This is a genomic window from Pseudomonas sp. GM55, assembly GCF_000282395.1.
GTDB lineage: Bacteria > Pseudomonadota > Gammaproteobacteria > Pseudomonadales > Pseudomonadaceae > Aquipseudomonas > Aquipseudomonas fluorescens_CC.
Map to the genome: position 1 here is coordinate 1 of NZ_AKJJ01000092.1, position 23,591 is coordinate 23,591.

The following is a 23,591-nucleotide window of genomic DNA, read 5'->3' on the forward strand; positions in this document are numbered from 1 at the left end:
CGGCAGCCGCCGCAGCCGTCTCGAAGCATCGATCTACCAGAACATAGGTTCGCGCAGCTCCCTGAGCCTGACCCTCTCGCAGCAGGATTACTGGCAAAGCAGCGTGACACAGCGTCAGTATCAGTTGAACCTCAGTACCCACTACAAAGACGTGGGATTGAACCTGTTCACCTCAAAATCGCTGAACGAAACCCGGGGCAGCGACCGGCAGATAGGCTTCAGCGCAACCTTGCCCCTGGATTTCGGCCACAGAGCCACCGCGACGTTCGATACCCAGAAAAACGGCGATCATTTCTCTCAGCGCGCCACCCTCAGTGGCAGCACCGATCAGAACCGCCTCAATTATCAGGCGTCGTTGAGTCGTGACGACGACCATCAGCAGTCAGGGGCGCTGTCGCTCGGTTATCAAGCTGCCTTTGGCAGTGTGGGCGCCGGGCTTACCCAGGGCAACGACTACCGCAGCGTTTCACTCAACGCCAGCGGCGCGTTGCTGCTGCACGCCGATGGTCTGGAGACCGGACCTTATCTGGGCGAAACCAGCGCACTGGTGGAGGTGCCGGGCATCGCCGGGGTCGGGGTGGTGAATGCCATCGGGGTCAGGACCAACGATCGCGGTTACGCCCTGGCGCCCTACCTGCAGCCCTATCGGCAAAATCAAGTGACGCTGCAAACCGATCAATTGGGCCCTGAGGTGGAAATCGACAACGGCACCGCCCAGGTCGTTCCGACACGGGGTGCAGTGGTCAAGACCACGTTCTCCGCGCGTACCGTCGCTCGCCTGGCCATCACAGCGCGCACCGTTACCGGTCAGCCTTTGCCGTTCGGGGCACAGTTGAGTAACAGCGATGGGGCCGTCGTCGGTTTCGTCGGCCAGGCCGGCCAAACCTTGCTATCGACGGGTAACGAACCCCAGGTACTCGATGTGAGCTGGGGCGAGCAGGCCGAACCGCGCTGCCGGTTAACGATCGACCCTCGGGACATGGATCAGTCGCAAGGTTATCTGATGCAGGAGTTGACATGCCGCTGACCACAGCTCCGTTCAACCACTCGCAAGCGCCAGGGGCCCTGACCACCCAATCGGTCCATTCAGGAAAAACGACATGAAACAATCCGCACGCTGTTTGACCGGGCTGTTGGGGCTCGCCGCCGTATCGCAGGCACCCCTTGCCCTTGCCGTGGCAACCCCTAATACATGCGAATGGGCGGCAGGAGGCTCCGGACCCATGACATTCATCCAGGATGTGAAAAGCATCTATGTTCCCCGGGACGCTCCGGTGGGCAGTGTCATTGGCCGCAGACAGTTCGTACGCACACCCAACAACGAAGGACGAGCCATCGTCTGTGACAATGACGGCAGCATACGACTGACCTTCAACGCACAAGCCAGCGTACCGCCCGTGCAACACATGTTGCCCGGCATCGGGGCCTACGGTTCGGTGAATGCGCTCCTGCCGACCAATGTTCCTGGCGTCGGCGTGCAATTCGCACTGGCTTTTCCATTCGATGGACTGGCAAGCAACTCATTCACCCCAGACCTGGGTGACCCCACGGTCCCCTTTAGCGCTCATCATCAACGCGCGATGGGTTCGGCGAGGTTAAACTTCTCCAACCTTGAAAATTACATCACGCTGATCAAGACAGGCCCGATCGCAGCCGGCCCACAAACATTCAATGGGCAGGAGCTGTTCAGCGGCGCCTTTTCCACCATCCCCGGCAAAAGCTTTCGGGTTGGACTCAGTGGAACTGTCATTCAGGCTCATTGCGGCAGTAACAAGGTCAGCGCGGACCCTGTTCCATTAGGCGAATGGGATCTGGCGGACTTTACCGGCCCCGGCTACACCACGAGAGCGGTTCCCTTCAACATCACCCTCAGTGGCTGCGTGGCGGATGGCACCGATACCAACATTGCCACCGCCAACATCCGCTTCGAGGGGGCCGGCGGCTCAGTGCCGGTGGTTCCGGCAATTCCCGGAGTGTTCAGCCTGACGCCAGCGTCCGGCGCCAAAGGCGTCGGCATTCAGATACTCAAGGGCGACGGTTCGACGCCCGTGGAGCTCAACACTGAGGTGCCGATAAAACAGATCGGCACGGGTCAAACCGTGTTGGACTTTGCCGCCCGCTTCTACCAGATCGACGCCAGTCGCGACGTCGAGCCGGGCGACGCCAAAGGTGTGTTGAATTTTACCCTGACGTACAAGTAGATCGATGGCCCTGGCCGTACAAGGGCCGGGGCCTCTGCCGGCGTTCACTCAATCGATGAAGGTCAATTGCAAGAGAGGAAAATTGGGGGCCGCCACAGGGGGCCAGGTTAGTCCACCGTCAAAGCTCACATACACCTTGCCGGTCAAGGATGCATTGCGACGCAACGTATTCAAGAACGCTTTGGGTACTCGGATCTCGGTTCTTTGACCAATGCCGCCGATGACTTCCTGATCAGTGACTGCACGCTTTTTGACCGCCTCATAAACCGAATCCTGGCCTGAGGAACCGACACCGGTCATTGTGATCAGGATCCATTGATCCGTCGTGATCAAGCTCCATTTAGCCAGGGTCAGCCTCGCCCCTTCTGCCGCCACTGCCTTGTAACTCAGATTGCCCCCGGAGAGTCCATCGCATTTGACGGTCTCGAACCGATTGCTGGGTATGGTAGTCACCTGCAGCTTGCGACGAGTCGAAGGATGCTCTTCATCGAACTCGTCAATGACGCCATAGTCCACCGACAACGTTTTACCGATGTGGGCAGCCACCGCCGGCATATCGACCTGAAAACGGCGCTGCCCCGGAATGATCGGCTGCTCGACCCGACGACTTCCCAGGCTGCCGGGTTCACCCCATTGCACCCAGACTTTCTCTCCCGGATAGATCACCGCTTCGTCCGGGACTTTTACAACGACTCCCGCAGTGGCTTGCAGCGGGTCGACTGTCTGCTGTTCGCCCTCGCCCGCGGCTCGCTCTACCAGGGGCCAAGGCAACGTGCGCGGGATAGGTGTTGCCGCGACATCCAGTTCGACAGAGACCGCAGAGGGAGTCGTATTGCCCGCACGATCTCGCACCACATAAGTCACATAGCGCTTGCCATCACCTCGATCGCGAATCAATTGGCCCACAACGGTAATCACTATCGGATTGGTGTAATTCTTATCATCGAGTTCAATGACTCCCCCTTCCCTGAAGTCACCTGGACTGGTTCCCCAATACCAGGTAATTCGGTCCCAAGGACTCGCTATTTCATAACGTGGAACACCGGCCCTTACTGCGTCGCCGTTGCGCTCAAGGTAACGTGCAGTCAGTTTATTGCCAGGAGGAAGAATGTCAGGAGGGAAACTCAGTTCATTATCATTGCCATTTGCCAAAACGGGAGCGGTGATATCAAGTGAGATCTCAAGCTCTTCGGAAAACTCCTGCTCCCCGTTATAGACCGTGACCCGATAGGACAACCGGTGCTGCCCCTCATTGCTGACGTTTCTCAGCCATGTGCTGGGCAACCAGACATACCGGTCCGAATCCTGAATGGGGGCAGTCCACTCCCGTTCCGAAATCGGGATCGATTTGTCGTCTGCATAATCGACAAAAAGCTCGACGGTTTCCCTCTCCAGTGAAGGATCCGAGTGAGCCGGTATGGTAAACCAGACCTTCAAATCGTCATGGGTCAACGTCACAGGAATCAGGTTCGGTTGCCCTCCCGGTACATCAGGCAGCAAGCCTGAAATCTCCGGTTCAGGCATTTTGATATTGCGGGAAAAAGTACCGTTGACCATGTGCAAGACTCCTCAATTAAAAGGGCGCAGAAGTCCACGTCCAGCAAACTGAACAGTTCTCCCGCGCCCCACAAAAAGAATATTGAATACACAGCGCACAGGCGTACTTCAGCCCGGTGCCATCAAGTCACTCCACTACCAGCTGTAACGCATGCCGATGTTGGCGCCCCACGGCTGCTCGATCTTGTCGCCATTGCTGTAATCGAGATCGACGTGCATCGAAACCTTGTCCGTCACCGTCATCGCCACACCTGCCCCCAGTTCGCCGCGAGACCCCGACAGATCGGTACTGAAACGGTTGTCATTGACATCGACGTCATTGTTGTCGGCAAACTCGTGAACGTAAGCGGCACGCAGGTACGGCTGCAGCGTTTTGCCCTCGGCCCATGTGAAGTTGCGACCGACAGTGGTTCCGACTTTACCCAGCAAGGAACGCGCGCGATCGCCGTCGGCGGCCAGGCCGTTGTCCAGGTCATAACGGGCGCCGTCGATGGTCACGCCGGACAGTTGAGCGTAGGGCTCGAGAAAATAGTCACTCGCCAGTTTGATGTGCCGTCCAAACTCCAGCGATGCACCGATACCGTTGGTGTCGTAGTTGCCCTTGGTTTTTTTACCGTCGCTCAGATGAACGTCGGATTCGTTCTGGAAGCGGTTGAATTTCACCACGCCGTCGAAGTAGTAACCGCTCTGTGCATCCAGCCAGGTGCTGTAGGCACCCAGGTAGTAACTGTCGACTTCGCCAGTGGTACCTCGGCTCATGTTCAAGTCGGACTTGCTGTAACCGCCAAGAACACCCACCAGCCATTGCCCGCCCCCCATCGGCAGCGGCGCATCGGCACCGAACGACAGCCCTTGCTGGGTCTGCTTGTAGGCCACGCCGGAACTTTCGCTCACGTTGTATTTGTTGCCATAGGCGCGGATCCACCCACCCGCCTTGCCCTGATCCATGCGCACTTCGCCCATGCGGCTGCGCAGTGTGCTGAGTTCGCCGTACCAGACGGTCGGAGCGGCATTGAACAGCGCCATGACGGACTGTGTGCCTGGGCTGATGACCCGCGAGACCGAGTCCAATACCCAATCGTTGCTGCCCTGTTTGATCAGGTCATAGGAGTAGGCCCCGAGGTCCACCGCACCACCGGCCAGACTGAATGTGGCATCGCCCGACCCGATGTGTACTACGGCCTTGGAGCCCGCCCCCACGGGTTCGGTGCCCTGACTGTCGAGCGCCACGATATGGTTGCCACTGGCATTTCCGCTCACGGTCAGGGTATCGACTTCGCCCGTGGTGAAATTGTTGTGCATGTAGAAGGTACCGCCCGCACCCGACAGTGATTCCACGGACAGATTGAAGAACTGCCCGGGGTTGCCGAACTGCACGCCGCCACCGTTAAGGGAAAGGTTTTGCACACTACCGTCGCCGACCATCACCCAACGCGCATCGTTGTTTACGGTAAGGTTCTGAACGTTTTCCAGGCGACCGGTCAGGGTGGCGGACCGGTCGAGCAAGACGTCGGCGCTGCTGCCGTCGGCCACGACTATGTCGCCGACCAGTTGACTGTTGTTGACAGTAAAAGCGGTTGAGGCACCGTTGTTGACTTCCAGCAGGATGCCATTGCCGCCCTTGAGCGTTGAACCGTCGTTGACGGTAATATTGATGCGTTCGCTGTTGGTCTGGGTCTGACCGTCGACCAGGATTGCCGAACCGCTCAGGCCTTCGACACGGGTGCCGCTCAGAATCACGGCGTTGTCTGCCGAAAGATTTTTGTCCGCGAAGAGCTTGATGCCGTTGCTGCCGCCGACGATGGTGCTGTCGGTGGCCTGCACTTGGCCGCCGAAACTCTGGATACCCACGCCGTTGGCATTGCTGCCGGTGACGGTGGTTCAGGACTCCAGCGTCAGCCGGGACTCGGCGCTCATGTTCACGCCAAACTGACTGCCAACAATCTCACTGTTGCTGACCGATGCGCTGGAGCCGCCATTAATCGTTGATATAAGGCGTAATCCCGCGCGCTCACTCGTGAGCTTACTGTTGGCAATGTTTGCGGTGCTGTTGGACAACTCGACACCACTGTTGCTACCCGAACCGGTCACCGAAGTGCCATTGAGCACCAACGTCGAACCTGTCTGAGCACGAATCTCTCTGGTGGTTGCCCCATTGGCATTCAAGCGACTGGCACCGCGCACCAGCCAACTGTCGAGCGCCGTTGAGGCATCGATGTTCTTGGTGCTACCGTTTTCGACCGTCAACGCCAATGCGCACGGACTGATCAACAATACAGGTGCCCAAATGGCAAGCTTGAGTACCTGTGCAAGCGGTGAAACGGAGAATGACTGGCTGACGTACATCGTGTCGCTCCTGGGGCTATCAGCAAACAGCGCCTCGTACCGGCATCTTCAAAATCAACGGGAGGCATGGGTGGGGCCGCGATCCTAAGCAGCTTCCTACGTCAGGTATGTAGGACTAATCCCTTTCTGCATGGGAATTTCTCAACTGGCTTGTACGACGCACATCGCATGTTTGGTTGAATCAAGAGGCGGGCGCGAACAGAAACGTCCGCGCCGACTCAGACAGCGGCTTCAAGGCGCAGGTGTAATAGGACACTCGCTTGAGGGTCCATGAAACGCAGTGCGAGTCACCAATGGCGCAGAGGGGACTTTTTCCGTGCCGTCATCGAAGAAATACCAGATTTTCGCGCGCCCCCTTCGACTCGGGTTCTGGTCATACAGCGGCTTGATGTAGGTGGCATAAGGCTCGACCGCAAAGGTGAAACCGGTCAGCGGCGTAGCGGCTTCGCCCAGTTTGAAATCCTTTTCGAACTTCACACCAGGGATCGGGTTTTCGGGAGCGCTCAAGTCGTCGCCGATCATGGGAATGAACTCGAAGCTGATGGTGTCTCCAGCCTTCAAGATGCCTGTAAGGTCGGGTATCCGCACGGTCAGCGAGCCGTCGGATTCCAACGCGCCACAGCCTGGATAACCGGTGGGGTTGGTGATTTTCGGAAAGCTTGCCGCAGGCATTTCAACCGCAATCGCGTTGACATCGACCTCGGTAGTTTCTGAGTCAAGATCGTTTTCCACGCCTGGCCTGTGGAGTTTGTAGTGCACGGGCACCGGATTACCGTTGCCACCGCCCTTGATGCATTCCCAATCGATGGGCACCGTACAATCTTCGCCTGGCTTATGCTTTGTATCGTCAAAAGTTACCTGTGCCTCGACAACCCGCGTGCCGTTCCAGAAAAAGTCGATGACGTCATCATTCTTCGCCGTGGCGTACCAGGTGAAGGTGAAGGTGGCGTCCTCGTCCTTGTCGGCCCTGGTCAACTGGTTGGTTCGGGTGCCATCGTGGTTTTCGACCTCGCCTTCTATAAGGTTCGGGTGAACAGGGTCGGGCCAATCAACAGGTGGCCACGGCACCCATGGAATCGGGGTTTCGAAGTTGACGTCGAAGGTGTCGGATTCAGGTCCGAATACCCGCCCCTTGCGAATCACCTCATAACTGACAGTGGTCGACTTGTCCCCGGTGGTGTTTTCCCCATAGTCTTGCAGCATCAACAGTGCAGGCAGCACCGGAATTTCAAGGCGCGGCGGCGGGTTCTCGCCAACGATATAGTCGCTCAACACTTGGCCGCCCCATTTCACGCGAACAATATCCCCGCCTTTGGGATTGTCATAGGTATCCATCCACACGCTCACACCCTGACTCACGTGTTCCATGTTCAGCGGGCCGGGCACAGCTTGCGGGACCTGCGGTGCGTTCAAGTTGGCGGGCAGCGGTCCAAAGGTAAGGCTCACCTTCTTGTAAATCGCGGGGTAGCTTGGGTTCAAGGCCTTGTCTCACAAGGCATAGGTGAATACGGCGTTGGCATCGCCGAAAGCCCGAATCTTGTCGGCGTCGACGGGCACGGCGCTGTCGTAAGTGCCCGGAGCGGGTGCGTTGCCTGCAAAGATCGGTGGGGTGGCGGTCGGGTCTTCCGGAATATTGTCCGAATCAACCAGATAGATCGCCAGTTGATCGGTGGGGTGCCAATCCGGGTAGCCGGGAATCGTCACTGTGAGTCGACCACCCGCCGGTAGATTGCTGTCGTCGAGAAAATCTCCCGTAATCACCGGGGCCGCGGGCGGAACATGTTTGTAAGGCGGCAACCGATCACAGATGACAGTTTTCTCTGATGAAGGTGTTTCGAACCCCGTATAGTCTGTGATGATGTATTGAAGCCAGCAGGTCGCGTCGTCGGGAAGTTTATTGACCTCGATGGTCATGGGATAAGGAAAGGTTTCCGGAAACGATCCACCGCCGGCAGGGACAGTAAATTCGTGTTTCGCCACCTCCTCAAGTTTGCCGTTCCCGTTGTCCAGATAGAGTACGACGATGTCAGTTTCACCCGGTGGCGGCACATTGGGCCATGCCGGGATGTGAACCGTCAGCCCGTTGAGCAACCTTGGCCCGTTGAGCAGGCCGGTCGCCGCATCGGCATAATCCTCAGGCTTGATCTCGATCTCCATATCGGCAAGCGCTGCCCGGTACTCGGCACGCATTTTCAAATAAGCGCTATCCGCCTCACGTGGCTTGCGCCTGGTCTGTTCAGTCGCCATGTTCCTACTCTCCTGTCGCACCATTTAAGCCAGAGGCAATGCCACGGCCATTCCGTAGGTCGACAGCAAGGGCGCTGCATGCGCGGCGAACGAATTTGCTCGCCCGGCAGACCGAACTGACCTTGAGCAGATTAAGCACTCATGGAAAAAAAAACGTAACTGTCAAAGTTGACAGGTCGGTGCGTTTTTTTGGTTCTTCACGGAATCCCGGGGAACTGTAGGAGCCGGCTTGCTGGCGATGGACTCAAGTGCGCCGCGTTCAGCCAGTAAACGCGCGTTATCGTTAACGACCATCGCTGGCAAGCCAGCTCCTACAAGAGACCGCGTCCGAGTCGAAAATGAAGTGACCTCCAAACCAGTGAAAGAACCTTTTTTTGCACTGAAGCGATGGGTACGCGCTCTGAAACAAAGTTGAATCTTTCAAGCCCGCCGTCCCTTGACCAAATCCGTCGCACACAGCGTTATGCGCCGGCAGGCATCGGCCAGTTGCGGGCGGTCAACCACCAGGCCGATACGGATGTGCCCTGCGGCACTGGGGCCAAAGGCCTCCCCGGCCAGCACCGAGACGCCATAACCTTCCAGCAGGCGCTCGGCGAATTGCTGGGCGGATAATCCGGTCTGGCGCACGTCGACCATCACGAACATGCCGCCATCGGGGCGAATCGTCCGCAGGCCTGGGCAATGATCAAGGCTGGCGCACAGCAGATCGCGGCGTCGGCGATACTCCTCACGCATCAGTGCCACTTCCGGCAGGTTTTCATCCAGGGCCAACTGCGCGGCGTTCTGGATGAAATCCGGGATGCCGAACAGCATGCACAGCGACAGATTGACCAAATGCTCGCACAAGGGTTTCGGCCCGATCACCCACCCTACCCGCCAACCGCTCATGGCGTGGGACTTGGACAGGCTGTTGATGGTCGCGGTGCGTTCAGCCATGCCCGGCAGGCTCGCCGGGCTGATGTGTTCGCCGTCGTACAGCAGTTCACTGTAGACCTCGTCGCTGATCAGCCACAGGTCATGGCGTACGCACAGGGACGCCAACTCCCGCCAGATCGCCAGCGGCAAACTGGCGCCCGAAGGGTTGTTCGGGCTGTTGAGCAACAGCGCTCGGGTCCTGGGGGTAATGCGCGCTGCGACGTCGGCCGGGTCGACGCGAAAGCCGTTCTGCGATCGCACCGGTACCGGAATCACCTTGGCCCCGCAGGCGCCGAACACGCCTTCGTAGGTCACGTACATCGGTTCGGCGACTATCACTTCGTCCCCCGGATCCAGCAGGCATTGCGCCACCGAATACACCGCGCATTGTGCTCCCGGAAACACGATGACGTGCTCGCCATCCACGGCCTGGCCACTGTTGCGGCGATGACGCCGGGCGATGCTGTCGCGCAAGCCCTGGCTGCCGCGTACCGCCGGGTAGTGAGTGTCGCCGGCCAGCAGGCTGTCGATGGCCGCCCGGACGATGGGCTGCGGGGTGTCGAAATCCGGGTCGCCGATCGACAGCAGCAAGACATCGACTCCCTGTTCGCGCAACGCCAGCGCTCGATCGTGAATCTGCCAGGCCGCCGCGCCGTCACCGGCGATTCGTTGGGTCAAGGCTGAGTAGCGCATGGGGTTCTCCTAGTCGCGCGGTCTCCAATGCCACAACCCTATCTGAAATCCTGAAAGCCGCCACTTGTCGCCTGCATTTAGCCTGTTTAAAACAGCACAAGAGCGCTGAACTGTAGGAGCGAGCTCGCTCGCGAAAAACCTGAGGCCGTCGTTGGGCATTCAGGCAGCCCGCGTTATCGTTCACGTCCATCGCGAGCGAGCTTGCGATGAACGCAGGGACACCGCGGGCATTCAGGCAGCCCGCGTTATCGTTTGCGTCCATCGCGAGCGAGCTCGCTCCTACAAGGGTGGGGGGTGTTCAGGGTTTGCGCGTGGCCGCCTGCCAGACCCGGGCGATGTCGCTGGCCCGTTCGCGTAACAATCGCGGTGCTTCGCTGCAGGCCTGGGCCAGGGTCATGGGGCCGCTTGCAAGGGCGAACGCAGCATCGATGCCGTGCTCGTACAGCGCCTGATACCCTTCGCCCAGGGTGCCGGCGATGACGATCACCGGCACGCCCTGTTGCCGGGCAATCCGCGCCACACCAAAGGGCGTTTTGCCGCGCAGGGTCTGTGCATCGAAACGGCCTTCGCCGGTGATGACCAGATCGGCGCCGCGCACCGCGTCGGCCAGGCCAACCAGTTCGGCGACGACTTCAACACCCGCCTTGAACTGCGCGCCGAGAAAGGCCTTGGCCGCAAAGCCCAGACCGCCCGCCGCACCGCTGCCCGGTTCGTCACGCACATCCTTGTGCAGGACGCTGGCGCAGTGATCGGCAAAGTGCCCGAGGGCGTGATCCAGCAGTTGCACCTGTTCGTGCGTGGCGCCTTTTTGCGGGCCGAAAATCGCTGACGCGCCCTGGGCGCCGCACAGCGGATTATTGACGTCGGCGGCGATGTCGAAACGCAACTCGGCCAGTCGCGGATCGATGTCGCTGAGGTCGATGCGAAACAGCTGAGCGAGCGCCAGGCCACCCGGTGGCAAGAGCTGGCCTTGCGCATCGAACAGCTTCACGCCCAAAGCCTGCATGGCCCCGGCGCCGCCGTCATTGGTGGCGCTGCCGCCAATGGCAAGAATCACCCGCTGCGCGCCGGCATCCAGCGCGGCGCGGATCAACTCACCGGTGCCGAAGGTGCTGCTGATACAGGCATCACGTTGGTCCACCGGCACCAACTGCAAACCGCTGGCCTCGGCCATTTCGATAATCGCGGTGTGGCTGTGGGGCAGCCAGCCCCAGGCGGCGTTGACCGGTGTGCCCAGCGGGCCTTGCACCTCGGCATGCCGAAGCTGGCCACCGCACGCTGCCAGCACCGACTCGACCGTGCCCTCCCCGCCGTCCGCCATCGGGCATTTGATCAACTGCGCATCAGGCCAGACTTCGGCCAATCCAAGGGCGATGGCATCGGCCACGCCCTGGGCACTCAGGCTGTCCTTGAACGAATCGGGGGCAATCACGATTTTCATGGGAATTCTCCAGTTCCAATGCCCCCATGCTGCCAGCCGCCATGAACAATAACGCCGGTCCGCTGCACAAGCGGCGATAAGGATTATTGTTCATTTCCACAAAACCCGAGCGTTCACACCATCTCTTGTAGGAGCGAGCTCGCTCGCGAAAAACGTTCAGGCAACGCGTCTATCCAGGCAGCCCGCGTCATCGTTCACGTCCATCGCGAGCATGCTCGCTCCTACAAGGGACTACTTGTGTCGGTCTGGGGGAGCAGCTGAACGCCGAGGTAGAGTGCAAGCATGCCATCCAGGCGCAGCGGATCGACGCCGCTGAGCTCGGCAATCCGCTCCATGCGATAACGCAGGCTGTTGCGGTGAATGCCCAGGGCCTCGGCACAGGCCTGGCTCTGGCCATCGTGTTCGCACCAGCTGCGCAGGGTCGCCAGCAGCTGGCCGTTGTTGTCCTTGGCGATGACTTTACGCAGCGGGTTGAGCAGTTCGTCGAGGGCATCGTCGTTGCGATGACGCCAGAGCATCACCGGCAGGCGATAGCGGTTAAGGGTTAGCAAGCGTGATGCGGGCAATATCTCGCGACCATAGGCCAGCAAGTCGCCGACCCGACGATAACAACGACGCAATCCCGTCAGCCCATCGGCTTGCCCGCCCACGGCGATGCGCAGGATGTTCCAGCCCAGGCCGTCGAGCTTTTCCAGCAGCCGTTCATTCTCGACGTTCTGGCTGGCAGGTCGGCACCAGAGCAACGAAGACTTGGCCGAACTCACGCACCAACTGTCCGGATAGCGCGAGGTCAACCAGGCACTCAACGCCTCGACGGTTTGCCCCGGCCCGTGTTCCATACCCAGCTCGAACAGGTACGGCACTCGGGTCATTTGCGGTTTGAGTCCCAGCTGTTGCGCCTCGTCGATCAAGCGTGGCGAGCTGCCGGCATCGCTGAGCAACAACGCCAGCAGGTCATCACAACGCTGGCGCCGCCATTGCTGTTCAGCCTGCTGATTGCGTTGGCCCACCAGCATCTCGGCGGTCATGCGCACCAGTTCGGCGTAGGTGCGCAATTGCTCGGGTTCGCCGGTGATGCCCAACACGCCGATCAAACGCTCATCGAGCATCAGCGGCAGGTTGATCCCCGGCTGCACGCCCTTGAGATGGATCGCGGTCTGGGCGTCGATCTCCACCACGCGTCCGTTGGCCAGCACCAGTTGCGCGCCTTCATGCCGGGTGTTGACCCGCTCCGGTTCGCCGCTGCCGAGAATCAACCCCTGGCTGTCCATGACGTTGACGTTGTACGGCAAGATGGCCATCGCCCGGTCGACGATGTCCTGGGCCAGGTCGTGATCGAGTTCGAACATAGCGGGGATCCTTGAAACAGTGGTGGAACGGGTTGTTCACCCGCACAGGCCTTGGTGGCAAACCCTGTGCTCAGGCACAAAGACAGCCACCCTGAGGGTGGTCGAGACTCTCAGGGCGATCAACGTTACCCTTTGCATCGCAAAAAATCATAATAAAGAGAGAGCCGCCATGTCACAGAGCGCCGTAGCGTCCCAGGCCATCGCTGACGATAAAAACGCCGTCTACAAGCGCATTACCCTGCGTTTGATCCCCTTCATTTTCATCTGCTACCTGTTCAACTACCTCGACCGGGTGAACGTTGGATTTGCCAAGCTGCAGATGCTCGATGCACTGAAGTTCAGCGAAACCGTGTACGGCCTCGGTGCCGGGATTTTCTTCATCGGCTACGTGCTGTGCGGCGTGCCGAGCAACCTGGCGCTGACCCGATTCGGCCCACGGCGCTGGATCGCGCTGATGATGATCACCTGGGGCACGCTGTCGACCTGCCTGCTGTTCGTCACCACGCCCACCGAGTTCTACACCCTGCGCCTGTTCACCGGCGCGGCCGAAGCCGGGTTCTTCCCGGGCGTGGTGCTGTACCTCTCGCAGTGGTTCCCGACGTTCCGCCGTGGCCGCATCATGGCGCTGTTCATGTCGGCGATCCCGGTGTCCGGCTTGCTGGGCAGCCCGTTTTCCGGCTGGATCCTCAACCACTTCGCCGCGGGCCAGGGTGGATTGGCTGGCTGGCAGTGGATGTTTCTGCTGCAAGGCATTCCGACCGTGATCCTCGGTGCGCTGGCGTATTTCCTGCTCAGCGACAGTTACGCCAACGCCAAATGGCTCACGCCGTTCGAACGCTCGGTGCTGGAGGCTGACCACGCCGAAGACCTGGCCAACAAACCGAAAACCACCACCGACTCGCTGCTGGCGGTGTTCAAGAACCCGGCAATCTGGGCCTTCGGCCTGATCTACTTCTGTATCCAGAGTGGCGTGTACGCGATCAACTTCTGGCTGCCGTCGATCATCAAGAACCTGGGCTTCAGCGATAACCTGGTGATCGGCTGGTTGAGTGCAATCCCCTACCTGTTGGCCGCGCTGTTCATGCTGATGGTCGGTCGCTCGGCGGACCTGCGCAAAGAGCGGCGCTGGCATCTGGTGGTACCAATGTTGATGGGCGCGCTGGGGCTGCTGATCGCAGTGAACTTCGCCGCCAACCCGGCCATCGCCATCCTCGGCCTGACCATCGCCACCATGGGCGCCCTCACCGGCCTGCCGATGTTCTGGCCGGTGCCGACCGCCCTGCTCAGTGCCGGCGCGGCCGCCGGTGGCCTGGCGCTGATCAACTCCATGGGGCAAATGGCCGGCTTCCTCAGCCCGTACCTGGTGGGTTGGGTCAAGGACAGCACTGGCTCCACGGATGCGGCGTTGTATCTGCTGGCTGGCGTGATTGTCTGCGGCAGTCTGCTGGCGTTGCGCATGACCCGCACCCTGCGCGCCTGACCACCACATGATCACTGTAGGAGCTGGCTTGCCAGCGAAGGCGGCTTGTCAAACGACGGTTGTGTCGACTGACACGCCCTCTTCGCTGGCAAGCCAGCTCCTACAGTTTGTTCCGGCGTGCTCGATATTTCGATTTGCCCCGCCGAGCGATTCTGGTATCTGATTGAGCCTTTCCCACTGGTAAAAGGATTTGCTCATGAGCTATCGCACACTGGGTCATTCGGGTCTGCAGGTGTCCACCCTGACCCTGGGCACCATGATGTTCGGCGAACAGACCAGCACCGAAGACTCCCTGCGCATCATCGACAAGGCCTGGGACCAGGGCATCAACTTCATCGACACCGCCGACGTCTACACCAATGGCCGTTCCGAGGAGATCGTCGGCGAGGCCATCGCCAGCCGCCGCCACGAATGGGTGCTGGCCACCAAAGTCGGTTTCGGCCCGGTGGACGGCGTGCCGAACCGCAGCGGCCTGAGCCGCAAGCACATCTTCAACGGCATCGACGCCAGCCTGACGCGCCTGAGCACCGACTACCTCGACATCTATTACCTGCACCGCGAAGACCACAATACGCCGCTGGAAGTCACGGTGTCGGCCATCGGCGATCTGATTCGCCAGGGCAAAATCCGCTATTGGGGCCTGTCGAACTACCGTGGCTGGCGCATCGCCGAAGTCATCCGCGTGGCCGACAAACTGGGCGTTGACCGGCCGGTGATCAGCCAGCCGCTGTACAACATCGTCAACCGCCAGGCTGAAACCGAGCAGATCACGGCTGCGCAAAACTACGCTCTCGGCGTGGTGCCCTACAGCCCGCTGGCACGCGGGGTGCTCAGCGGCAAGTACGCGCCGGACGTGAAACCGGACGCCAACAGCCGTGCCGGCCGGGCAGACAAACGCATCCTTGAAACCGAATGGCGCGTCGAGTCCCTGCGCATCGCCCAGCAAATCCAGCAATACACTCAGGAACGCGGCGTAGGCATCGTCGAATTCGCGATTGCCTGGGTGCTGAACAACAGCGCCGTTACCTCAGCCATTGTCGGGCCGCGTACCGAAGCGCAGTGGGATGCCTACACTAAGGCGCAGACGGTGAAGATCACGACCGATGACGAAGCGTTCATCGATTCGCTGGTGACGCCGGGGCATGCATCGACACCGGGGTTCAATGATGTGAGCCACTTCGTGTCCGGCCGCAGACCGCATAGCGCTTGAAATCAATCGCGGGCAAGCCCGCTCCCACAGGTTTTGTGTCGATCTGCTGACTATGCTTTGGCTCAGAATCCTGTGGGAGCTGGCTTGCCAGCGATAGCGGTTTATCCTTCAATCGCGATGTTGGAAATATTGATCATCCGGACAATATTCAGCACAAAAACCACGTATCCTCCGCAGCCCGTTTTACCTTCAACTTCGCGAGGACAGCTTGTCTAAAGGTATCGCTCTATCGGTTTCAGCCTCGGTGCTGTTTGCCGTCATGTATTACTACACGTCGCTGCTCACGCCCTTGAGCGGTGTGGAAATCTTCGGTTGGCGCATGCTGCTGACCGTGCCGTGCATGACCGTGTTCATGGTGCTGTCCGGCGAATGGAAGCGCGTGCTGGAGATCGTTCAGCGCGTCATTGCCAACCCGAAACTGGTGGGCGCGCTGATCGCCTCCTCTTTCCTGCTCGCCGTGCAGCTGTGGCTGTTCATGTGGGCACCGCTGAACGGCTACAGCCTGGACGTGTCCCTCGGTTATTTCCTGCTGCCGCTGACCATGGTCCTGACCGGCCGCCTCGCCTATGGCGAACGCCTGTCTTATCTGCAGAAAATCGCCGTGGTGTTCGCCTGCCTGGGCGTGATCAACGAGGTGTATCAGGTCGGTGGTTTTTCCTGGGCGACCTTGCTTGTCTGCATCGGCTATCCGACTTACTTCGTCGTTCGCAAACGGCTGGCAACGGACAATCTCGGCGGCTTGTGGCTGGACATGGCGCTGACGCTGCCGGTGGCGATCTGGTTCGTTCAGAGCGGCGCACAAGGTTTCGGGGTGTTTGACCAGCATCCATGGTTGTCGCTGCTGATCCCGATGCTTGGCGTGATCAGTGCGTCGGCGCTGGTGGTCTACATCATTGCCAGTCGCCTGCTGCCGTTCAGCCTGTTCGGTTTGTTGAGCTACGTCGAACCGGTGTTGCTGCTGGGCGTGGCGCTGTTGTTGGGAGAGAGCATCAAGGCCGGCGAATGGCTGACCTACATCCCGATCTGGATGGCGGTGCTGGTGCTGGTGTTTGAAGGGTTCAAGCATCTGGTCCGGCAAAAGCGCAAACCGATGTAGCCAAAGCAAAAAAAAGCCCGATCAGTTGATCGGGCTTTTTTATATCTGCAACGGCTTAGTCGGTGGACAACACACCACGACGAACCTGATCACGCTCGATCGACTCGAACAGCGCCTTGAAGTTGCCTTCGCCGAAACCATCGTCGCCCTTGCGCTGGATGAACTCGAAGAACACCGGCCCCATCAGGGTTTCCGAGAAGATCTGCAGCAGCAGGCGCTTGTCGCCCGACTCGGATGAACCATCCAGCAGGATGCCCCGTGCCTGCAGTTCGCCCACCGGCTCGCCATGGTTCGGCAAACGGCCTTCGAGCATTTCATAGTAGGTGTCCGGCGGCGCGGTCATGAAACGCATGCCGATGCTTTTCAGGTGATCCCAGGTCTTGATCAGGTCATCGGACAGGAAAGCAACGTGCTGGATGCCCTCGCCGTTGAACTGCATCAGGAACTCTTCGATCTGCCCGGCGCCCTTGGACGACTCTTCGTTCAACGGAATGCGGATCATGCCGTCGGGTGCGGTCATGGCCTTGGAGGTCAGGCCGGTGTACTCGCCCTTGATGTCGAAGTAGCGGATTTCGCGGAAATTGAACAGCTTCTCGTAGAAGTTGGCCCAGTAGGCCATGCGACCGCGATACACGTTGTGGGTCAGGTGATCGATGATCTTCAGGCCGGCACCGACCGGGTGGCGGTCAACGCCTTCGAGGAACACGAAGTCGATGTCATAGATCGAGTTGCCTTCACCGAAACGGTCGATCAGGTACAGCGGCGCACCACCAATGCCTTTGATCGCCGGCAGGTTCAGTTCCATCGGGCCGGTTTCGATGTGGATCGGCTGGGCACCGAGCTCCAGGGCGCGCTTGTAGGCTTTTTGCGAATCCTTGACCCGGAACGCCATGCCGCACACCGACGGACCGTGCTCGGCCGCGAAGTACGAGGCCACGCTGTGGGGTTCATTGTTGAGGATCAGGTTGATCGCGCCCTGGCGATACAGGTGCACGTCCTTGGAGCGGTGGGTCGCCACCTTGGTGAAGCCCATGATCTCGAAGATCGGCTCCAGGGTATTGGGGGTCGGCGATGCGAGCTCGATGAATTCAAAGCCCATCAGGCCCATTGGGTTTTCGTATAAATCTGCCATGGTTGGCGCCTCATCATTTTTTTATCAATTAACAAAGGTTAGTTGTAAACAATGCTGAGACCGGTGGGTGGCGCACAGGAGATGCCCCGCACACTGCGGGCGAGAAAATCACCGTAGATCAGTTGAAACCCGAATATCTTCATTATCGACCCAAAGCTCTTGCGGGCGAGGCTTCTGCTGCCAGAAGACGATTATTATTGTATGCGTAACCTGATTCTACACAGCGTAAATCGGTTTGTCCGCCTTCTCTATCAAATCCCCTTTTTCCTTGCCCGCGCAAGGGGTTTATTGCAGAGGAAAATCCCCGCCAGTATCAACCCGCCACCCAGGCACATGGCCAGCGTCAGCGGCTCATCCAGCAGCAGCGCGCCAAGGATCACCGCCGTCAGCGGGTTCAGGGCAATGAACACCCCGGAACGCGTCGCACCGATTTTGCGAATGCCGTCGTAATAGCCAATGTACGCCAATGCCGATCCCAGCACGCCCAGGTACAAAAGACTCAACCATTGCTGCGCACCCAGATGGGCGATCGCGACAACATTCACCTCACCACGGACGATGCAGGTCATCCAGAGCATGGCGGTGCCCAGCAGAATCGAATACGTCACCGTTTGCACCGGCCCCAGGGTCTGGTTTAGCTCTCTGGAGCACAGCGAGTAGATACCCCAGCCGAGGACGCAGCCGAAAATCAGCAGATCGCCGAGCCAGGCGTCGGCTCCACCGGCCAACAATTGCGGGTTGCGACCGACGATCACCAGGCTCGCGCCCGCGATGCAGATCGCAATGCCGACCACTTTCGCCCGGTTCAGACGCTCCTTGAACAGCAGCCAGGAGGCCAGGCCGATCACGGCCGGGTTCAGAGCCACGATCAAGGATGCCCGTGAGGCGTTGATGTACTGCAAGCCATAAAAGAAGCACAGGTTGTAGAAAAAGATCCCGGAAAAGCCAAGCAATGACAATTGCAACCATTGCCGGGCGCTGGGCCGGGCCAGCGGTATCCGCGCCAGGCGCACAATCAGTAGCAACGCCACGCTGGCCAGCAGGAACCGCAGGCTGGCAGCCAGTAGCGGGCTGAGGCTGCCGGCCAGATAGCGTCCGGCAACAAAGGTACCACCCCAGACCATGGTGACCGCCGCCAGCTTTAGATACACCGGCAGATCCGAGGGTTTTGACAAGGTTTGCTCGCAGGTCGTCATAAGATTCCAGGGCCGGATGTCGGGGCAGATGACGTATCATTCGACTAATACCCAGTCATCGTAAAATGAGTAAATACTCATGACCCTCACTCAACTGGAGATTTTCTCCCTCGTGGCCGAACTCCACAGCTTCACGGCAGCGGCCAATCGCCTGGGTATTTCCCAATCGGCGGTATCCCATGCCTTGAAGTCCCTGGAGCTGGAATTGGGTGTCGAGTTGTTGCGCCGGCATCAATCCCGGGTCGAGCCAAGCGACATTGGCCAGCAGTTGCTGCTGCGCGCCCGAGCGATGCTGGGCCTGGCCAACACCCTGCGCCAGGAGGCGGCCGATGCGCGGGGCATGAAACGCGGCACGCTGCGCATCGGCTCCTTCGGCCCGACCTCATCGATCAAGTTGCTGCCGTTGATTCTGCAGCACTACCGCGCCGCCCATCCCGGCATCGAGGTGCATATCGACGAAGGCCCAGACCGCCAGGTACTCCAGTGGCTGGAGGAACGACGGATCGACATCGGCTTTGTGGTGTTGCCCGAGGAGCGTTTCGACACGGTCGCGCTGATCGAAGACCAGATGGTCGCGTTGCTGCCCGCCAGCCACCCACTGGCGGCTTACGACAGCCTGGACCTGAAGGATCTGTGTCACGCCCCGTTTGTGCTGACCGAGGCCGGCTCTTCGGAGCTGGTTTCACGCCTGTTCACCGCGGCCCGACTGACGCCCAACATCCGTTATCGCTGCTCGCAGTTGATGAGCACCCTGGATGTTGTCGCGCGGGGCGACGGGGTGACAGTGGTTGCCGAAGGTTCATTGCCCAATCAGATTGACAGCCGCTGCGTGAAAAAACCGCTGTCGCCAGCGGTGTTGCGCCAGGTCGGCCTGGCGGTACTCGATCGACGCCAGGCATCACCCGCGGCGCTGGCCTTTATCAATCTGGCTCAAAGCCTTGACTTCCATTGAGCGGCATAACCGCCAAGGGCCAACTATCATGGCCCATACCCGAACGCTTCATGGGAGGCGTATTGCCCTGCCAGCGTTTGAGAGCCCTACTTTTTCGTGACAGGATTCGCGAATGCCACTGAAAGCCAAAACCCGCAGTCGCAGCACAAGAATGGCTGTCACCCTGCTCAGTGGATTGCTACCGGTGCTGCTGGGGGCCACCATTCTTTACATGCAAGCAGGGCGCGCGCTCAAACAAGACGCCGAACAAACCGCCGAAGAAGCGATTCGCCAGTTCGACTTGATGCTCGACAATACCGCCCAGGCCGCCCGCGAACTACTGCCGTTGTCTGGTCAAAGTTGTGCTGACATCAATCTGGCTCTGCGCGAGCAGGTCACTCGCCGTCCATTTGTGCGCTCAACCAATCTGGTGTGGGACAACAACCTCTATTGCAGCTCTTTGTTCGGCGACTACCAGGAGAAGGTCAACCCCGGCGACTACACCCGGGGCGCCTTATGGCTCATGAACGGCAACCCGGTGACACCCAACACCGCCTTGCTGGTGTACCGACTGAGCGAAGGGAAAAAAGGCGCACTGACCACCCTCGATGGTTATCACTTGAGCAACATTTTGCGCTTGATCGGTCGCAAGACCTTGCTGTTGCTGCAGGTTGGCCCGGACTGGATGTCCGTCGATGGCAAGGTTCACACCGGTGCCGCGCCTGAAATGCCCGTTGCGCAAAGCGGTTTGACCTCCGAGCGCTATGCATTTGCCGTGCAAGCCGGTTTCCCCAAAGGCGAAACCTGGCGATACATGAGCAGCGAATATCCGCCGCTGTTCAGCCTGCTGATTTTCTTCGGGGTGATTGCCGGGTCAATCGGTCATTTCCTGCAAAAGCGCTCATCGGCACCCACCCAGGAAATGCAACGGGCACTGGAAGCTTGCGAGTTCATTCCATACTTCCAGCCCGTGGTGCATGGCGACAGCAAAAGCTGGTCCGGCGCTGAAGTGCTGATGCGCTGGAAACATCCGAAGGAAGGTCTGGTGCGTCCGGATCTGTTCATCCCGTTTGCCGAGCACTGCGGACTGATCGTGCCGATGACCCGCTCGCTGATGCGGCAAACCGCTGCCCTGCTCGCCCCGCAGTCCGCCAGATTCAACAAACCGTTTCACATTGGCATCAACATCACCGCCAGCCATTGCCAGAACCTGGAACTGGTCAAGGACTGTCGCGAGTTTCTCGAGGCGTTCGAACCGGGCTCGATCCATCTGGTGCTGGAGCTGACCGAGCGTGAACTGATCGAGCCCACGGCCACCACCCTGCAACTGTTCGAGCAACTTCGCGAACTGGGCGTGAAAATCGCCATCGACGATTTTGGCACGGGTCACTCAAGCCTTGGCTACCTGCGGCAGTTCAATGTGGACTTCCTGAAAATCGACCAGAGTTTTGTCGCCATGATCGGTATCGACACGCTCTCTAGCCACATCCTCGACAGCATCATCGAACTGGCAGTCAAACTCGACCTTGCCCTGGTGGCCGAAGGTGTCGAGACCCGTGAGCAGAGTGATTACCTGAGCGTGCATCAGGTCAACTTCCTGCAAGGTTATCTGTTCGGCAAACCCATGCCCGGCGCGGAATTCATTAGTGCATTAAGCGACCATTAACTCGCGGATTTAATCGATAAAACAATGCTTACACGCACCAATTTGAATCAAAACACTACTGACGTTACATGAAAAAAAAGACAGGATTTACTCTTGGCCAATTAACTACTACAATTTTTCATGCCTGCGCTGGATTTGCAGGTGAGCCACTATCACCGAGTCGCTTCAAGGCTCTTGGCTTATAGCTTTGTTTGCGGTTGGTATCAGCCAAACACACTATTGGAGTAAAGATATTGTCCAGACTCGCTGAATTTCGTGCAGCCGAAAAGGCCCTTCAAGAACAGCTCAAGCAGCTGGAATCCCTGAAGAACGATGCCGGGCTCAAGAAAGAAATCGAATTCGAAGAGAAGCTCCAGGGTTTGATGAAAACCTATGGCAAGAGCCTGCGCGACATCATCGCCATTCTCGATCCAAACCCGGCAAAATCCGGCCTGCAGGCAGCAGCACCTAAAACCCGCCGCGCCCGTGTGGTCAAGGTTTATCAGAACCCGCACACCGGCGAGCTGATTGAAACCAAGGGCGGCAACCACCGCGGCCTGAAAGCCTGGAAAGAACAGTACGGTGCAGCCACCGTTGACTCCTGGCTGCGCGGCTAACTCTCGCGGCGACAAAAAAGCCCTGCTTATGCAGGGCTTTTTCATGGGCTATCTAAATACCCGGGGCGAGCACCAGACAACTAGCTGACCGCCAACAACTTTGTGCTTAATCCATTTGGATATCTAAAATTTTTTCATGCATCGAAAAAGCACTGACGTCAACTAAAGTTTCAAGCTGTTACGGGCAACGTCTATTTCTTCTTGGCTCGCCTTATAAGCCTCGGCCTGCCCTGCGTAGGAAAGAACATAGGCTTTATCGGCATCCACCGCAGCCACCAATGTTTGAGAAAGCACGTGCCTGCCGTTTTGGGTGACGGTACAGGTTGTTTCCAGCGCGGCCAATCGACTCAAGGTAGTCGAATGAATTCGCGTGCAGACACTTTGATACCCACCCTGAAAGAAGTCTTTTTGTACTGACTTGCGCATCTCCAGCAACACGCCTTCGAGGTTTACCTGATGATTGGCTTGCACCGGGCTCATGGTCAGCTCCATCACCATGAGCGGCGATCCATTCTGATCGTTTTTTACCGCACGCTGGCGACTGACCCCCGAAGCCGATTCAGGCACGACTTCGATCTGCCAGCCCTGGGGCCAGGTCATAACGGGCGCATCGGCACGAGCAGCGGCGACCACCGAAAGCACGCCTAGCAGAATGAACAGCAGTTTACGGGATCGAATCATTGCAATGGACACTCACGGATCAAGCCGTAAAGTCTGGGCCCAGGCCGGCTGTCAGGCAATAGCCGACTGTTTGGGTTTGGTGATGTCCCAACCCTTGCGTATCATTGTCACCATTCGTTAGCCCACATATTTCCCGGAGGGCCCATGAGCCTGCACGAACTGAATTCCTTCCCCGGCGTCACCGCCCAACCGGACGCCGCTACGCAGAAATTTGTCTTCAACCACACCATGCTGCGGGTCAAGGACATCACCAGGTCCCTGGATTTCTACACGCGAATTCTGGGGTTTACGCTGGTGGAAAAACGCGACTTCCCGGAAGCCGAGTTCAGCCTGTACTTCCTGGCGCTGGTCGACAAAAACCAGATCCCGGCCGATGCCGCCGCGCGCACCGAGTGGATGAAATCGATCCCCGGCATTCTGGAACTGACCCATAACCATGGCACAGAGAACGATGCGGATTTCGCCTACCACAATGGCAACACCGACCCGCGCGGTTTCGGCCACATCTGCATCTCGGTACCGGATATCGTCGCCGCTTGCGAGCGCTTTGAAGCACTGGGCTGCGACTTCCAGAAACGCTTGAGCGATGGTCGCATGAAGAGCCTGGCGTTCATCAAGGACCCGGACGCCTACTGGGTCGAGATCATCCAGCCGGCGCCGCTGTAACCCGCACAACAAATCCCACATCTGGAATGCGTGAAACACAAAACCCCATGATCCATCATGGGGTTTTGTGTTTTCAGTGCCGGCGCCGATACCCCTCTGTAGGAGCGAGCTTGCTCGCGAAAAACCCGGGAACGCCTCGGGGCACCTGGCAACCCGCGTTATCGTTGGCGACCATCGCGAGCGAGCTC

Annotated in this window: 20 protein-coding genes; 9 read left to right on the forward strand and 11 right to left on the reverse strand. The window is 59.0% G+C overall.

All coding sequences use genetic code 11. The features are described 5' to 3' along the window. Together PMI31_RS22375 and PMI31_RS22380 are read left to right on the forward strand one after the other, a co-directional pair. On the forward strand, positions 1 to 1,027 hold a 1,027-nt coding region (locus PMI31_RS22375; RefSeq protein ID WP_008020927.1), incomplete at its 5' end, for a fimbria/pilus outer membrane usher protein. Between the two features lie 73 nt (positions 1,028 to 1,100). Then, entirely contained in the window at positions 1,101 to 2,201 is a 1,101-nt protein-coding gene (locus PMI31_RS22380; protein WP_043302569.1) for a fimbrial protein, read from the forward strand. Positions 2,202 to 2,249: 48 nt separating this feature from the next. On the opposite strand, the gene PMI31_RS22385 is transcribed toward PMI31_RS22380, so the two are convergent. From PMI31_RS22385 to PMI31_RS22420, 8 genes are all read right to left on the reverse strand, one after another. Beyond that, positions 2,250 to 3,758 carry a hypothetical protein gene (locus PMI31_RS22385; protein WP_008020930.1) on the reverse strand — a complete coding sequence of 503 codons (1,509 nt, stop codon included), beginning with the start codon at positions 3,756 to 3,758 and terminating at the stop codon, positions 2,250 to 2,252. A gap of 135 nt (positions 3,759 to 3,893) precedes the next feature. Further along, entirely contained in the window at positions 3,894 to 5,609 is a 1,716-nt protein-coding gene (locus tag PMI31_RS22390) for an autotransporter outer membrane beta-barrel domain-containing protein (RefSeq protein WP_008020931.1), read from the reverse strand. 30 nt (positions 5,610 to 5,639) lie between these two features. Further along, positions 5,640 to 6,104 carry a hypothetical protein gene (locus PMI31_RS31740; protein ID WP_008020933.1) on the reverse strand — a complete coding sequence of 155 codons (465 nt, stop codon included), beginning with the start codon at positions 6,102 to 6,104 and terminating at the stop codon, positions 5,640 to 5,642. 231 nt (positions 6,105 to 6,335) lie between these two features. Further along, entirely contained in the window at positions 6,336 to 7,583 is a 1,248-nt protein-coding gene (locus tag PMI31_RS22400; RefSeq protein ID WP_008020935.1) for a hypothetical protein, read from the reverse strand. Positions 7,584 to 7,592: 9 nt separating this feature from the next. Then, complete coding sequence (locus PMI31_RS22405; RefSeq protein WP_008020937.1) at positions 7,593 to 8,351, reverse strand: hypothetical protein; 759 nt, start codon at positions 8,349 to 8,351, stop codon at positions 7,593 to 7,595. 420 nt (positions 8,352 to 8,771) lie between these two features. Continuing rightward, positions 8,772 to 9,959, reverse strand: a complete 1,188-nt coding sequence (locus PMI31_RS22410) for a pyridoxal phosphate-dependent aminotransferase (protein ID WP_008020939.1) — start codon at positions 9,957 to 9,959, stop codon at positions 8,772 to 8,774. 298 nt (positions 9,960 to 10,257) lie between these two features. Beyond that, on the reverse strand, positions 10,258 to 11,400 hold the full coding sequence (locus PMI31_RS22415; protein ID WP_008020942.1) for a glycerate kinase: 1,143 nt from the start codon (positions 11,398 to 11,400) through the stop codon (positions 10,258 to 10,260). A 221-nt stretch (positions 11,401 to 11,621) separates the two neighbouring features. Continuing rightward, positions 11,622 to 12,749 carry a sugar diacid recognition domain-containing protein gene (locus PMI31_RS22420; RefSeq protein ID WP_008020944.1) on the reverse strand — a complete coding sequence of 376 codons (1,128 nt, stop codon included), beginning with the start codon at positions 12,747 to 12,749 and terminating at the stop codon, positions 11,622 to 11,624. A 169-nt stretch (positions 12,750 to 12,918) separates the two neighbouring features. Here PMI31_RS22420 and PMI31_RS22425 point away from each other — a divergent pair, with 169 nt between their 5' ends. The 3 genes from PMI31_RS22425 to rarD all read left to right on the forward strand — a co-directional run bounded on the left by PMI31_RS22425 (position 12,919) and on the right by rarD (position 16,535). Continuing rightward, positions 12,919 to 14,229, forward strand: coding sequence for an MFS transporter (locus PMI31_RS22425; RefSeq protein WP_008020946.1), 1,311 nt, complete (start codon positions 12,919 to 12,921; stop codon positions 14,227 to 14,229). Positions 14,230 to 14,425: 196 nt separating this feature from the next. Beyond that, positions 14,426 to 15,439, forward strand: a complete 1,014-nt coding sequence (locus tag PMI31_RS22430; protein WP_008020950.1) for an aldo/keto reductase — start codon at positions 14,426 to 14,428, stop codon at positions 15,437 to 15,439. Positions 15,440 to 15,647: 208 nt separating this feature from the next. After that, positions 15,648 to 16,535, forward strand: coding sequence for an EamA family transporter RarD (gene rarD, locus PMI31_RS22435; RefSeq protein ID WP_008020952.1), 888 nt, complete (start codon positions 15,648 to 15,650; stop codon positions 16,533 to 16,535). 55 nt (positions 16,536 to 16,590) lie between these two features. Here the strand turns inward: rarD and hppD are convergent, their stop codons facing one another. After that, positions 16,591 to 17,667 carry a 4-hydroxyphenylpyruvate dioxygenase gene (gene hppD, locus PMI31_RS22440; protein WP_008020954.1) on the reverse strand — a complete coding sequence of 359 codons (1,077 nt, stop codon included), beginning with the start codon at positions 17,665 to 17,667 and terminating at the stop codon, positions 16,591 to 16,593. Positions 17,668 to 17,918: 251 nt separating this feature from the next. Then, complete coding sequence (locus tag PMI31_RS22445) at positions 17,919 to 18,863, reverse strand: DMT family transporter (RefSeq protein WP_008020957.1); 945 nt, start codon at positions 18,861 to 18,863, stop codon at positions 17,919 to 17,921. A 79-nt stretch (positions 18,864 to 18,942) separates the two neighbouring features. Here PMI31_RS22445 and PMI31_RS22450 point away from each other — a divergent pair, with 79 nt between their 5' ends. From PMI31_RS22450 to PMI31_RS22460, 3 genes are all read left to right on the forward strand, one after another. Beyond that, positions 18,943 to 19,815, forward strand: coding sequence for a LysR family transcriptional regulator (locus tag PMI31_RS22450; RefSeq protein ID WP_008020959.1), 873 nt, complete (start codon positions 18,943 to 18,945; stop codon positions 19,813 to 19,815). Between the two features lie 112 nt (positions 19,816 to 19,927). Continuing rightward, entirely contained in the window at positions 19,928 to 21,460 is a 1,533-nt protein-coding gene (locus PMI31_RS22455) for an EAL domain-containing protein (protein WP_008020961.1), read from the forward strand. 233 nt (positions 21,461 to 21,693) lie between these two features. Next, the gene (locus tag PMI31_RS22460; RefSeq protein ID WP_007975932.1) at positions 21,694 to 22,056 is read left to right on the forward strand and encodes a histone-like nucleoid-structuring protein, MvaT/MvaU family; all 363 of its coding nucleotides are present in this window, start codon (positions 21,694 to 21,696) and stop codon (positions 22,054 to 22,056) included. Between the two features lie 162 nt (positions 22,057 to 22,218). Here the strand turns inward: PMI31_RS22460 and PMI31_RS22465 are convergent, their stop codons facing one another. Next, the gene (locus PMI31_RS22465; RefSeq protein WP_008020963.1) at positions 22,219 to 22,737 is read right to left on the reverse strand and encodes a DUF4946 domain-containing protein; all 519 of its coding nucleotides are present in this window, start codon (positions 22,735 to 22,737) and stop codon (positions 22,219 to 22,221) included. A 144-nt stretch (positions 22,738 to 22,881) separates the two neighbouring features. Between PMI31_RS22465 and gloA the strand changes: the two genes are divergently transcribed. Continuing rightward, the gene (gene gloA / locus PMI31_RS22470; protein ID WP_008020965.1) at positions 22,882 to 23,403 is read left to right on the forward strand and encodes a lactoylglutathione lyase; all 522 of its coding nucleotides are present in this window, start codon (positions 22,882 to 22,884) and stop codon (positions 23,401 to 23,403) included. Positions 23,404 to 23,591: the final 188 nt, after the last annotated feature.

What these genes read in the sequence shown, in the direction of transcription:
- hppD (WP_008020954.1), bottom strand. Translation starts at nt 17,667, where the DNA reads ATGGCAGATTTATACGAAAACCCAATGGGCCTGATGGGCTTTGAATTC.
- PMI31_RS22410 (WP_008020939.1), bottom strand. Translation starts at nt 9,959, where the DNA reads ATGCGCTACTCAGCCTTGACCCAACGAATCGCCGGTGACGGCGCGGCG.
- PMI31_RS22455 (WP_008020961.1), top strand. Translation starts at nt 19,928, where the DNA reads ATGCCACTGAAAGCCAAAACCCGCAGTCGCAGCACAAGAATGGCTGTC.
- PMI31_RS22425 (WP_008020946.1), top strand. Translation starts at nt 12,919, where the DNA reads ATGTCACAGAGCGCCGTAGCGTCCCAGGCCATCGCTGACGATAAAAAC.
- PMI31_RS31740 (WP_008020933.1), bottom strand. Translation starts at nt 6,104, where the DNA reads ATGTACGTCAGCCAGTCATTCTCCGTTTCACCGCTTGCACAGGTACTC.
- PMI31_RS22385 (WP_008020930.1), bottom strand. Translation starts at nt 3,758, where the DNA reads ATGGTCAACGGTACTTTTTCCCGCAATATCAAAATGCCTGAACCGGAG.
- PMI31_RS22405 (WP_008020937.1), bottom strand. Translation starts at nt 8,351, where the DNA reads ATGGCGACTGAACAGACCAGGCGCAAGCCACGTGAGGCGGATAGCGCT.
- PMI31_RS22380 (WP_043302569.1), top strand. Translation starts at nt 1,101, where the DNA reads ATGAAACAATCCGCACGCTGTTTGACCGGGCTGTTGGGGCTCGCCGCC.
- PMI31_RS22415 (WP_008020942.1), bottom strand. Translation starts at nt 11,400, where the DNA reads ATGAAAATCGTGATTGCCCCCGATTCGTTCAAGGACAGCCTGAGTGCC.
- PMI31_RS22430 (WP_008020950.1), top strand. Translation starts at nt 14,426, where the DNA reads ATGAGCTATCGCACACTGGGTCATTCGGGTCTGCAGGTGTCCACCCTG.
- gloA (WP_008020965.1), top strand. Translation starts at nt 22,882, where the DNA reads ATGAGCCTGCACGAACTGAATTCCTTCCCCGGCGTCACCGCCCAACCG.
- PMI31_RS22465 (WP_008020963.1), bottom strand. Translation starts at nt 22,737, where the DNA reads ATGATTCGATCCCGTAAACTGCTGTTCATTCTGCTAGGCGTGCTTTCG.
- PMI31_RS22445 (WP_008020957.1), bottom strand. Translation starts at nt 18,863, where the DNA reads ATGACGACCTGCGAGCAAACCTTGTCAAAACCCTCGGATCTGCCGGTG.
- PMI31_RS22450 (WP_008020959.1), top strand. Translation starts at nt 18,943, where the DNA reads ATGACCCTCACTCAACTGGAGATTTTCTCCCTCGTGGCCGAACTCCAC.
- PMI31_RS22420 (WP_008020944.1), bottom strand. Translation starts at nt 12,749, where the DNA reads ATGTTCGAACTCGATCACGACCTGGCCCAGGACATCGTCGACCGGGCG.